General features: G+C 67.0%; 11 protein-coding genes. 5 read left to right on the forward strand and 6 right to left on the reverse strand.

Features of this window, described 5'->3' with window-relative positions:
• On the forward strand, positions 1-1,298 hold a 1,298-nt coding region (locus tag CF68_RS12135), incomplete at its 5' end, for an aldehyde dehydrogenase (protein ID WP_035818989.1).
• A 59-nt stretch (positions 1,299-1,357) separates the two neighbouring features.
• Positions 1,358-2,347, forward strand: a complete 990-nt coding sequence (locus CF68_RS12140) for a tripartite tricarboxylate transporter substrate binding protein (RefSeq protein WP_035818991.1) — start codon at positions 1,358-1,360, stop codon at positions 2,345-2,347.
• Positions 2,348-2,545: 198 nt separating this feature from the next.
• On the opposite strand, the gene CF68_RS12145 is transcribed toward CF68_RS12140, so the two are convergent.
• From CF68_RS12145 to CF68_RS12155, 3 genes are read right to left on the reverse strand one after another with little or no spacing between them, the layout of a single operon-like run.
• A complete protein-coding gene (locus CF68_RS12145; RefSeq protein ID WP_035818992.1) occupies positions 2,546-3,721 on the reverse strand; it encodes a VWA domain-containing protein in 1,176 nt (391 codons plus the stop codon).
• Between the two features lie 28 nt (positions 3,722-3,749).
• Positions 3,750-4,343: a GNAT family N-acetyltransferase gene (locus CF68_RS12150; RefSeq protein WP_035818993.1), complete on the reverse strand. Its 594-nt coding sequence runs from the start codon at positions 4,341-4,343 to the stop codon at positions 3,750-3,752.
• Between the two features lie 13 nt (positions 4,344-4,356).
• Positions 4,357-5,247 carry a MoxR family ATPase gene (locus tag CF68_RS12155; RefSeq protein WP_035818996.1) on the reverse strand — a complete coding sequence of 297 codons (891 nt, stop codon included), beginning with the start codon at positions 5,245-5,247 and terminating at the stop codon, positions 4,357-4,359.
• Positions 5,248-5,787: 540 nt separating this feature from the next.
• On the opposite strand from CF68_RS12155, the gene CF68_RS12160 reads away from it, so the two are divergent.
• Positions 5,788-6,135 (forward strand): cytochrome c, encoded by a 348-nt coding sequence (locus CF68_RS12160; protein WP_010809064.1) that lies wholly within the window; start codon positions 5,788-5,790, stop codon positions 6,133-6,135.
• A 10-nt stretch (positions 6,136-6,145) separates the two neighbouring features.
• Positions 6,146-6,544: a c-type cytochrome gene (locus CF68_RS12165; protein ID WP_035818998.1), complete on the forward strand. Its 399-nt coding sequence runs from the start codon at positions 6,146-6,148 to the stop codon at positions 6,542-6,544.
• 100 nt (positions 6,545-6,644) lie between these two features.
• On the opposite strand, the gene aroG is transcribed toward CF68_RS12165, so the two are convergent.
• The gene (aroG, locus tag CF68_RS12170) at positions 6,645-7,724 is read right to left on the reverse strand and encodes a 3-deoxy-7-phosphoheptulonate synthase AroG (RefSeq protein WP_035819000.1); all 1,080 of its coding nucleotides are present in this window, start codon (positions 7,722-7,724) and stop codon (positions 6,645-6,647) included.
• 512 nt (positions 7,725-8,236) lie between these two features.
• On the opposite strand from aroG, the gene CF68_RS12175 reads away from it, so the two are divergent.
• The gene (locus CF68_RS12175; RefSeq protein ID WP_035819002.1) at positions 8,237-9,292 is read left to right on the forward strand and encodes a trans-aconitate 2-methyltransferase; all 1,056 of its coding nucleotides are present in this window, start codon (positions 8,237-8,239) and stop codon (positions 9,290-9,292) included.
• 64 nt (positions 9,293-9,356) lie between these two features.
• Here the strand turns inward: CF68_RS12175 and tldD are convergent, their stop codons facing one another.
• The gene (gene tldD / locus CF68_RS12180; RefSeq protein ID WP_035819005.1) at positions 9,357-10,817 is read right to left on the reverse strand and encodes a metalloprotease TldD; all 1,461 of its coding nucleotides are present in this window, start codon (positions 10,815-10,817) and stop codon (positions 9,357-9,359) included.
• A gap of 99 nt (positions 10,818-10,916) precedes the next feature.
• Positions 10,917-11,740 (reverse strand): carbon-nitrogen hydrolase family protein (locus CF68_RS12185; RefSeq protein WP_035819007.1); only part of this gene is annotated, 824 nt, incomplete at its 5' end.

Consider the following 11,740-nt stretch of genomic DNA (forward strand, 5'->3'; position numbering starts at 1 on the left):
GCGCCTTCCCGGCCTGGCGCGACACCGGGCCGGGCGAACGGCGCGCCTTGCTCATGCGTGCGGCACAGGCACTCGAAGGCAAGGCCGGGGCGCTCACCGCCGCGATGGCGGCAGAGACCGGCGCGTCGGCGGTGTGGGCCGGCTTCAATGTACATCTTGCCGTCGGCATGCTGCAGGAGGCCGCCGCGCTGACCACGCAGATCAACGGCGAGGTGATTCCCTCCGACGTGCCGGGCAGCCTGGCCATGGCGGTGCGGCAGGGCGCGGGCGTGGTGCTGGGCATCGCGCCATGGAACGCACCGGTGATCCTGGGCGTGCGCGCCGTGGCCACGGCGCTGGCGTGCGGCAATACGGTCATCCTGAAGGGTTCGGAGATCTGTCCGGCCACGCATGGCCTGATCGTCGATGCGCTGGCGCAAGCGGGCTTCCCGGCGGGCGTGGTCAATTTTGTCACCAACGCCCCGACCGATGCCGCCGCGGTGGTCGAGACCATCATCGCCCACCCGGGCGTGCGCCGCATCAACTTCACCGGCTCCACGCGCGTGGGGCGGCTGATCGCGCAGACCTGCGCGCGCTACCTGAAGCCCGCGGTGCTGGAGCTGGGCGGCAAGGCGCCGCTGGTGGTGCTCGACGATGCCGACCTGGAGGCCGCGGTGAACGGTGCCATCTTCGGCGCCTTTGCCAACTCGGGCCAGATCTGCATGTCCACCGAGCGCATCGTGGTGGATGCCAGCATCGCTGACGCCTTCGTGGCACGCTTTGCCGCGCGCGCCGGCGCCTTGCCGCTGGCGGATCCACGCACCGGCCCGGCGGTGCTGGGCTCGGTGGTCGACATGAGCACAGTCGAGCGCTGCAACGCGATGATCGACGACGCGCTGGCCAAGGGCGCGCGGCTGGTCTGCGGCGGCAAGGCGACCGACACGCTGATGCGGGCCACGGTGCTGGATCACGTGACGCCGGACATGGAGATCTATCGCGAGGAATCGTTCGGGCCGGTCAAGGCCGTGGTGCGCGTGGATGGCGTGGAAGCGGCTATTGCCTGCGCCAATGATTCCGCCTATGGGCTGTCGGCGGCCGTGTTCGGTGGCGATGTGGCGCGCGCGATGCGGGTGGCCGGCCGCATCGAATCGGGCATCTGCCACGTCAATGGCCCGACCGTGCACGACGAGGCGCAGATGCCGTTCGGCGGCGTCAAGGCGAGTGGTTATGGCCGCTTCGGCGGCAAGGCCGGGATCGATGCCTTCACCGAGCTGCGCTGGATCACGGTGCAGACCACGCCACGGCAATATCCGTTCTGAGCGGCGCCGCAGAGCGCTGCGGCAGGCAGTAGCAAAACATTAGACAGGAGACAACCATCATGCGATTCCCCCACCGTATCGCGCGCGCGCTTTGCGCCGCACTGTGCGCGCCGGGCCTGCTGACTGGCGTGAGCGCGCCGGCCGCCGCGCAGCCGTGGCCGGACAAGCCGATCCGGCTGGTCGTCAACTTCCCGGCCGGCGGGGCCGCGGATACGCTGGCGCGCGGCATCTCGCCCGGTCTGTCCGAGGCGCTGAAGCGTCCGGTGGTGATCGACAACCGCCCGGGCGCCAATGGCATCGTTGGCGGCGATGCCGTGGCCAAGGCGCCGGCCGATGGCTATACCTTCCTGCTGACCTCGGGCGGCGCGGTGGCCATCGATCCCTTCCTCTACAAGAAGATGCCGTACGACCCGCTCAAGGACCTGACCCCGGTTGCGTCGGTGGCGCTGGTGCGGGTCTACCTGCTGGTGCATCCGTCGGTGCCGGCGAAGACGCTGGATGAGTTCATCGCCCATGTGCGCGAGCATCCGGGCAAGCTCAGCTACGGCTCGGCCGGCAACGGCAGCACGCCGCATATCGCTGCCGAGATGTTCAAGCGCGCCGGCAAGCTGGACGCTGTGCACGTGCCGTACAAGGGCGCGGCCCCCGCCCTGAGCGACCTGCTGGCGGGGCAGGTGCAGCTCATGTTCGATCCCGGCCCCGGCCTGCAGCACGTGGCCAGCGGCAAGCTCAGGCTGCTGGCGGTTGCCAGCGCGAAGCGCGCGGCGCAATACCCGGACGTGCCGACGCTGGCCGAAGCCGGCCTGCAGGACGTGGACGGCGACTCGACCTTCGGCGTCTATGCGCCCGCCGGCACGCCGCCGGCCATCGTCGAGCGCATGAACCACGAGATCAACCGCACGCTCGCCGGCGCGCAGCTACAGGACAACGTCAACAAGCTGGGCGGTGCGGTGGCGCCGCTGAGCATCCAGGCGTTTGCCGAGCGGCAGAACGTGGATCGCGCGCGCTATGGCAGGTTCATCCGGCAGGCGGGCATCACCGTGGACTGAAGCGAGGAGTTGGCAGCCACGGGATTCGGACTGCCGCTGGGGCGCTCCCTCTCCCGCTTGCGGGAGAGGGTCGGGGAGAGGGCCGGAATTTCCACGAAGTTCAGGCTGGTGGTATGCCACAGCCTGCCCTCTCCCCCGGGCCCCTCTCCCGCACGCGGGAGAGGGGAGCAAACCGGCAGGCGTTGACAGTGATCAGCCTTACTTCGACAGTACCTTCATCGCCTGTTCCAGCCCTGCCAGCGTCACCGGATACATCCGTCCCTTCATCAGCTGGTTGATGACCGTGATCGACTGCCGGTACTGCCACAGCCCTTCCGGCTCGGGGTTGAGCCAGACGAAGTGCGGGAACTGCTCGGTCATCCGGTTCAGCCAGACCGCGCCGGCTTCGGTGTTGTTGTACTCCACCGAGCCGCCCGGCTGCAGGATCTCGTACGGGCTCATGGTGGCGTCGCCGACGAAGATGATCTTGTAGTCGGGCGTGTACTTGTGCAGCAGGTCCCACGTGGCCAGCTTCTCGGCGTGGCGGCGGCGGTTGTTCTTCCACACGTAGTCGTACAGGCAGTTGTGGAAGTAGTAGTACTCCAGGTGCTTGAACTCGGTCTTGGTGGCCGAGAACAGCTCTTCCACGCGCTTGATGTGGTCGTCCATCGAGCCGCCCACGTCCATCAGCATCAGCACCTTGACCTTGTTGTGGCGCTCGGGCCGCAGCTTGATGTCGAGCAGGCCGGCGTTGGCCGCGGTGGAGTGGATGGTGTCGTCCAGGTCCAGCTCGGTGTCGGCGCCTTCGCGGGCGAAGCGGCGCAGCCGGCGCAGCGCCACCTTGATATTGCGCGTGCCCAGTTCGACCTGGTCGTCATAGTCCTTGTAGGCGCGCGCCTCCCACACCTTGATGGCAGTGCGGTTGCCCTTGGACGGGCCGCCGATGCGGATGCCCTCGGGGTTGTAGCCGCCGTGGCCGAAGGGCGAGGTGCCGCCCGTGCCGATCCACTTGCTGCCGCCCTCGTGCTTTTCCTTCTGCTCCTCGAGCAGCTGCTTGAGGCGCTCCATCAGCTTGTCGAGGCCGCCCATGGCCTCGATCTTGGCTTTTTCCTCGGGCGAGAGTTCGCGCTCCAGCGTCTTCTGCAGCCAGTCGAGCGGGATGTCGGACTTCCAGTCGACCAGGCTCTCGACGCCCTTGAAATAGGCGGCGAAGGTCTGGTCGAATTTGTCGAAGTGCTTCTCGTCCTTGACCAGCGTCATGCGCGACAGGTAGTAGAACTCGTCGATAGACGGCGAGATGACCTGCGCCTTGAGCGCTTCCAGCATGGTCAGGTATTCCTTGACCGAGACCGGCAGCTTGGCGTGGCGCAGCGAGAAGAAGAAATCGATCAGCATGATGCCTCGCTTTCAGTCGGCGGCCGCTTCAGCGCGGACGGTCGAGCTGGAATTGCAGGTGTTGACGCACCGTCGGCCATTCGCTGGCGATGATCGAAAACACCACGGTGTCGCGCAACGAGCCGTCCGGCATGCGCTGGTGGTTGCGCAGCACGCCGTCCTGCCTGGCGCCAAGGCGCGCGATGGCGGCGCGGCTCTGCTGGTTCATCCAGTGCGTGCGGAATTCCACGGCGATGCAGTCGAGATGCTCGAAGGCATGGCCCAGCAGCATCAGCTTGCATTCCGTGTTCAGCGGCGTGCGCTGGACGCGGCGCGCATACCAGGTGGAGCCGATCTCCACGCGCCGGTTGGTCGCGTCGATATTCATGTAGGTGGTCATGCCCGCCAGCTCGCCGGCGGCATCGCGCACCGCGAACGGCAGCATCGAGCCCTGTTCCTGCAGCGCCAGGCGCCGCGCGATCTCGGCTTCCATGCGCTCGGGCGCGGGCACGCTGGTGTACCAGAGCTTCCACAGCTCGCCGTCGGCGCAGGCGGCGCGCAGGCCCTCGGCATGCTCGGTGCGCAGCGGCTCCAGCGTGACGTGCCGGCCCACCAGCGTGACGGGTTTGACGAACGCAGTCATGGCGGGCAGTGCCTCAGCGGTTGGCGCGGTTCATGAACACCAGGCGCTCGAACAGGTGCACGTCCTGCTCGTTCTTCAGCAGCGCGCCATGCAGCGGCGGGATCGCGGCCTTCTTGTCCGGGCTCTTCAGCGCCTCGGGCGGGATGTCCTCGGCCATCAGCAGCTTGAGCCAGTCGATCAGCTCGGACGTGGACGGCTTCTTCTTCAGGCCCGGCAGGTTGCGCATCTCGTAGAACGATTCCAGCGCGGCGGCCACCAGCTCGCGCTTGATGCCGGGGTAGTGCACGTCGACGATCTGCTGCATCGTCTCGGCATCGGGGAACTTGATGTAGTGGAAGAAGCAGCGGCGCAGGAAGGCGTCGGGCAGTTCCTTCTCGTTGTTCGAGGTGATGATCACCAGCGGGCGATGCTTCGCCTTGACCAGTTCGCGCGTCTCGTAGACGTAGAACTCCATGCGGTCGAGTTCGCGCAGCAGGTCGTTGGGGAATTCGATGTCGGCCTTGTCGATCTCGTCGATCAGCAGCACGACCTGCTCGTCGGCGTCAAAGGCCTGCCACAGCACGCCCTGGACGATGTAGTTGCGGATGTCGTGGACGCGGTCATCGCCCAGCTGCGAGTCGCGCAGGCGCGACACTGCGTCGTACTCGTACAGGCCCTGCTGCGCCTTGGTGGTCGACTTGATATGCCACTGTTGCAGCGGCATGCCCAGCGCGGCGGCGACTTCCTCGGCCAGCATGGTCTTGCCGGTGCCGGGCTCGCCCTTGATCAGCAGCGGGCGCTGCAGCGTGCGCGCGGCATTGACGGCCAGCTTGAGGTCGTCGGTGGCGACATACTGGTCGCTGCCCTCGAAACGGACCTGCTGGGCGGTGGAAGCTTGGGCGGAAGCGTTGGCGGTGTTTGACATGAGGCAACCTGAGGTGACGGCCTCGGATCGAGGGCCGGGTTGGCGTGCTTGGCGCGGTCTCTTCGCGCTGTCATGCGCGCTTTCATTATGGAAACAGGGTCCGGTGCAGGGCGCCCGCGCGCTGCTGGCGGCAGCATTCGCGAACGGTCGTGCAGATTCCCGGGATCAGCCAGTATAAAAGACCTTTGCGGTTCGTGTTGGGGCGTGCTGACAGGCCACCGGCGGCCGGGGCCGGTTGCTGGACTGGCAGGTGCCGGCTGCGGTACAATGCGGCGGTTTGACGCGCCCCCACGTCCAGTTCTCCCAGCATCCGGCAGTCCGCGTTCAGAAGTCCCAGCGGCCCTTCCGGGTCGCGGCGATTGCGAGAGGTGGTTCCAGAATGGTGTTCCACATCCCGGCAACAGACCGGATGCGACATGTCTGGCGGGTTGCACCTCGGCAATCAGTCCGGCTGCCTTGGTTTTCCCCGCAGAAGCATTCTGAAACCGTCTCCGCCCGGCAGGGCAGGTCACACGGTTTAACTTCCAATCCGCAAAGACAATGAAAAAGCTCCTCACGATGGTGGTGCTGGGCGCGGCTGCAACGGCCGCGCAGGCACAGGAAGTCAAGGGCAATGGAGACGCTGCCAAGGACAAGGTTGCAATGTGCATCGGATGCCACGGCATTCCGGGCTACCGTGCGTCATTCCCCGAAATCTATGAAGTGCCGCTGCTGGGCGGCCAGAGCGCCAAGTACATCGAGAACGCGCTCAAGGCCTACCAGAAGGGCGAGCGCAAGCACCCGACCATGCGCGGCATCGCCGCGACGCTGACCGAGCAGGACATCGCCAACGTGGCGGCCTACTACTCGCAGCAGAAGGCCGGCACGCAGAACAATTCCCTCAAGTAAGAGACCCCACATGGATACGCTCAAGACGCTTTCGTTCGCGCTCGGCGCACTCGTGCTGGGTGCTGCCGCGATGCCGGCCTCGGCCGCCGACCTTGCCGCCGGCAAGGCGCTGGTGGAAAAGGGTGCCTGCGTGGCCTGCCACGGCGCGGGCATGAACGCCCCGATCTCGCCGGACTACCCCAAGCTGGCGGGCCAGCACGCCGACTACCTGTACCACGCGCTGGCGTCGTACCAGGTGTCGGGCAACCCCCTGGTGGGCCGCTCCAACGCCATCATGGCCGGCCAGGTCAACGCCAATCCGGCCGTGACCGACAAGGACGGCAAGCCGCGCCCGTTCACCCGCAAGGAGCTGAAGGACATGGCCGCCTACATCGAGTCGCTGCCTGGCGACCTGGTGCTGAAGAAGTAAGAACGCGCGGCGGCTGCCGCGCCAGTGCAGAAAAGCCGCTTCCCTGGAAGCGGCTTTTTTGTTGTGTGCGGGAGCGCGGGGCGCGGGCCCCGCGGCGGTATCAGTTGCCGCTGCCCGACACCAGCCGGCGCTGGCGCACCGACTCGGCCAGGCCCTCGAGCACCTTGACCGAGTCGTCCCAGCCGATGCAGGCATCGGTCACGGACTGGCCGTAGGTCAGTTCCTCGACCGGCTGGCCCTGCACGTGGTCCTGGCGGCCCGCCACCAGGTGCGATTCCACCATCACGCCGATGATGCGCTGGTCGCCGCCGGCGATCTGGCGGCCGATCTCCCCGCACACCGGGATCTGGTTCTCATGCTTCTTGCTGCTGTTGGCGTGCGAGGCATCGACCATCAGGCGCGAGGCCAGGCCGGCCTTGGCGATGGCGTCGCACGCTTCCTGCACGCTGGCCGCGTCGTAGTTGGGCGCCTTGCCGCCGCGCAGGATCACGTGGCAGTCCTCGTTGCCCGAGGTCGACACGATTGCCGAGTGGCCGCCCTTGGTCACCGACAGGAAATGGTGCGGCTGCGACGCGGCCTTGATCGCATCGACCGCGATCTTGACGTTGCCGTCGGTGCCGTTCTTGAAGCCCACCGGGCACGACAGCCCGGAGGCGAGTTCGCGGTGCACCTGCGACTCGGTGGTGCGGGCGCCAATCGCGCCCCAGCTGACCAGGTCGGCGATGTATTGGGGGCTGATCATGTCGAGGTACTCGGTGCCGGTGGGCACGCCCATCTCGCTGATGTTCAGCAGCAGCTCGCGCGCGGTGCGCAGGCCATCGTTGATCTTGAAGCTGCCGTCCATGTGCGGATCGTTGATCAGCCCCTTCCAGCCCACCGTGGTGCGCGGCTTCTCGAAGTACACGCGCATCACCACCTCCAGCTCGCCGGCGAAGCGGTCGCGCTGGACCTTGAGCAGCTTGGCGTAGTCCAGCGCGGCGCGGGTATCGTGGATCGAGCACGGGCCGATGATGACGATCAGGCGGTCATCCATGCCGTGCAGGATGCGGTGCATGGCCTGGCGCGCGCCGTAGATCACGTCCGAAGCCTGTTCGGAGCAGCCGAACTCGCGGATCAGGTGCGCGGGCGGCAGCAGTTCCTTGAGTTCGCGAATGCGCAGGTCGTCGGTGTTCTTCAGCATGATGGCTCCGGGATTCTTGTGAGGTCGTGAGTGGGTGGGGTAACAAACAGGTATAAAAAAACCGCCAGGGTCGCTGGCGGTCTTTTTTGTATTCGGGGCGCTGCTTACAGCCGTCCCTCCCTATCCGCCAGCGGTGTGAGATCGCTAAAAAAGTAAAAGTAAAACTTAGCGGACATGGCGGAAAAAGGCGTTGGCTTGGGTCAGCTTGAATCGATTATCGTCGTGGGCGCCGAATTTATGCTGCACTGCGTAGCAGAAAGGCAGGAAATTGCGCGCCGGCCTGTCAATTTTCGGCGTGCGTCAGCTGCTTGTCGCGCGGCGAAGCATCTTTATAGCGCCTTTTGCCAGGGTTGGCAAGTGTCGACGAGGCCATGCGGTGCGCTGGCGCACCGATCTCCGGCGGCCTGCAGCCTTGCCGCGCAAGCCTTGTCCCGTCGCTGCTTTTCGGCTTTCCCCGACATAACCGGGGGCTATATTGGAACCGGGGAGCGGTGAGCACGGGGAGGTGCATCATGAGCGTCGATGAAGCGAGGCTGAATGCCTTCATGGAAAAATTCATCAACGATATCGGCGCGGTGATGCATGCTGCGACCGTGGTCGTGGGCGATGAACTGGGCCTGTACAAGGCCATGGCGGAAAAAGCCATGACCGCCGAAGTGCTGGCGGCAAAGACCCATACCGACGTGCGCTACCTGCGCGAATGGCTGTCGGCACAGGCGGCCAGCGGATACGTCGACTATGACCCGGCCACCGGGCAGTTCAGCCTGAACGAAGAGCAGGCCTATGCGCTGGCGCAGGAGGGCAGCCTCGCATTCATCCCGGGCGCGTTCCAGATCGCGGTGGCGCAGTTCCGCGCCATCCCGAAGATGATCGATATCTTCCGCAACGGCCGCGGGCTGGGCTGGCACGAGCACGATCCCGCGCTGTTCCATGGCACCGAGCGCTTCTTCCGGCCCGGCTACGCGGCGCACCTGGTCTCCGAATGGATTCCCGCGCTGGACGGCATCGAGGCGCGGCTCAAGGCGGGAGCGTCGGTGGCGGACGTGGGCTGCGGCCACGGCGCGTCGACCATCATCATGGCGCAGGCGTATCCGGCCTCGCGCTTTGTCGGTGTCGACTACCACGAGCCTTCGGTGCGCCATGCCGCCGAAGCCGCGCGCCGCGCCGGCGTGGCCGAGCGCGTGCGCTTCGAAGTGGCCACCGCCAAGAACTACGGCGGCAAGGACTATGACCTGGTGACGGTGTTCGACTGCCTGCACGACATGGGCGATCCGGTCGGCGCGGCGCGCCACGTGCGCGAGACCCTGCGTGCCGATGGCGCCTGGATGATCGTGGAACCGTTTGCCAACGACACGCTGGAGCAGAACCTGAACCCGCTGGGCCGGGTGTTCTATTCCGCGTCCACCTTCATCTGCACGCCGGCGTCGCGCGCGCAGGAAGTCGGCCTGTGCCTGGGCGCGCAGGCGGGCGAGGCGCGCATGCGCGCAGTGGTCGAGCAGGCCGGCTTCAGCAGTTTCCGCCGCGCGGCGCAGACGCCGTTCAACCTGGTGTATGAAGTGCGGCCCTAAGGCTGGGACGATCCCATGAAAAACGGGACCCCGCGGGGTCCCGTCTTCGTTATCGCCGGACCGCTCAGGCGGTGCCGCCCACCGTCATGTTCTCGATGCGCAGCGTCGGCTGGCCCACGCCCACCGGCACGCTCTGGCCTTCCTTGCCGCACACGCCGACGCCCGAGTCCAGGCGCATGTCATTGCCGATCATGGTGACATCCTTCAGCGATTCCGGGCCATTGCCGACCAGCGTCGCGCCCTTGACCGGGTAGGTGATCTTGCCGTCCTCGATCATGTAGGCCTCGCTGGCCGAGAACACGAACTTGCCGTTGGTGATGTCCACCTGGCCGCCGCCGAAGTTGACCGCATACAGGCCGCGCTTGACGCTGGCGATGATCTCCTGCGGATCCCTGTCGCCGTTGAGCATGTAGGTGTTGGTCATGCGCGGCATCGGCAGCGCGGCATAGCTTTCGCGGCGCGCGTTGCCGGTGACCGGCATCTTCATCAGGCGCGCGTTGAGCGTGTCCTGCATATAGCCGCGCAGGATGCCGTCCTCGATCAGCGTCGTGCACTGGGTCGGGTTGCCTTCGTCGTCCAGGTTGAGCGAGCCGCGGCGGTTGGCCAGCGTGCCGTCGTCGACCACGGTCACGCCCTTGGCCGCGACGCGTTCGCCCATGCGGCCGGAAAATGCCGACGAACCCTTGCGGTTGAAATCGCCCTCCAGGCCATGGCCGACAGCTTCATGCAGCAGCACGCCGGGCCAGCCCGGGCCCAGCACCACGGTCATCGCGCCGGCCGGGGCCGGGCGCGCGTCCAGGTTGACCAGGGCCGAAGAGACGGCCTCGTCCACATACTTCTGCAGCAGCTCGTCGGTGAAGTAGCCATAGGCATAGCGGCCGCCGCCGCCGGAAGAGCCGACCTCGCGGCGCCCGCCGTGTTCGGCGATCACCGTGACCGAGACCCGCACCAGCGGACGCACGTCGGCGGCGATCACGCCGTCGCTGCGCGCCACCAGCACCACGTCGTATTCGCCGGCCAGGCCTGCCATCACTTGCACCACGCGCGGATCCTTGGCGCGCGCCATGCGCTCGACGCGCTCCAGCAGCGCCACCTTCTCGGCCGCGCTCATCGAGTCGAGCGGGTCGTTGGGCGTGTACAGGTTGCGCCCGGCGTGCGTGGCCAGCTCGCCGGCCACCTTGACGCGGCCGCTGCCAGCACGGCCGATGGTGCGCGTGGCCGCCGCAGCCTGCGACAGCGCCGCCAGGCTGATGTCGTCCGAATAGGCGAAGGCGGTGCGGTCGCCCGAGACCGCGCGCACGCCCACGCCCTGGTCGATGCTGAAGCTGCCCGACTTGACGATGCCTTCTTCAAGACTCCAAGCCTCGTTGCGGGTGTACTGGAAGTACAGGTCGGCATAGTCGACCTTGTGCGTGAAGATATCGGCCAGCACGCGCTGGAGCTTGGCCTCGTCCAGGCCGTACGGTGCCAGCAGCAGTTGCTGCGCGGTGGCCAGGTTGCGGATTCCGAGATCGCCGGCGTTCATGAGATGTCCTTTCTTCCTGGGGACGCGCCGGCTTGCTGCCGGCGCGGCAAAAAATTCTCTGGGCGGGCGCCGGTGGCGGCCCCCGCGGTTGCGTACATGCTACAGCACCCGGTGTCGCAGTGCTGGCAGGTTCTGCCGGACCTCTGCCAGGCGCGCGGGGTCGATCACGCCGCCGACCACGCCTTCGCCTTCAGGCAGCGTTGCCAGCACCTCGCCCCACGGATCGACCAGCATCGAATGGCCCCAGGTGCGCCGGCCGTTCTCATGCTTGCCGCCCTGTGCCGCGGCCAGCACATAGCATTGGTTTTCAATGGCGCGGGCGCGCAGCAGGATCTCCCAGTGCGCCTGTCCCGTGGTGTAGGTGAAGGCGGCCGGCATCAGAATCAAGCTGGTGCCGTCGCCGGCGGCCAGTCCGCGGTAAAGCTCGGGGAAGCGCAGGTCGTAGCACACCGACATCGCCACCCGGCCGCAGGGCGCGTCGAAGCTGACCGGGGTGCGCCCGGCCAGGATGGTGCGCGACTCGTCGTAGCTTTCAGTGCCGCGGGTGAAGCCGAACAGGTGGATCTTGTCGTAGCGCGCCACGCGCTCGCCGCGCGGGTTGAAGGCGAGCGAGGTGTTGTACACGCGCGCCGGGTCGTCGCACCACATCGGCAGCGTGCCCCCGACCAGCCAGATGCCGTGGCGGCGTGCCGCATCGGCCAGGAACTGCTGCACCGGGCCGTCGCCGTCATGCTCGCGCACGGCCACCTTGTCCGATTCGGAGCGGCCCATCATGCAGAAGTATTCGGGCAGCAGCACCAGCGCGGCGCCGCCGGCAGCGGCCTCGGCGATCAGCGCGTCGGCGCGCGCCAGGTTGGCATCTAGCGAGGTGCCGGTCACGGTCTGGACGGCGGCAACGCGGAACGGGGCGGGGGCGGGGGCGG

The sequence above is a fragment of the Cupriavidus sp. SK-4 genome (assembly GCF_000611125.1).
GTDB classification, from domain to species: domain Bacteria; phylum Pseudomonadota; class Gammaproteobacteria; order Burkholderiales; family Burkholderiaceae; genus Cupriavidus; species Cupriavidus necator.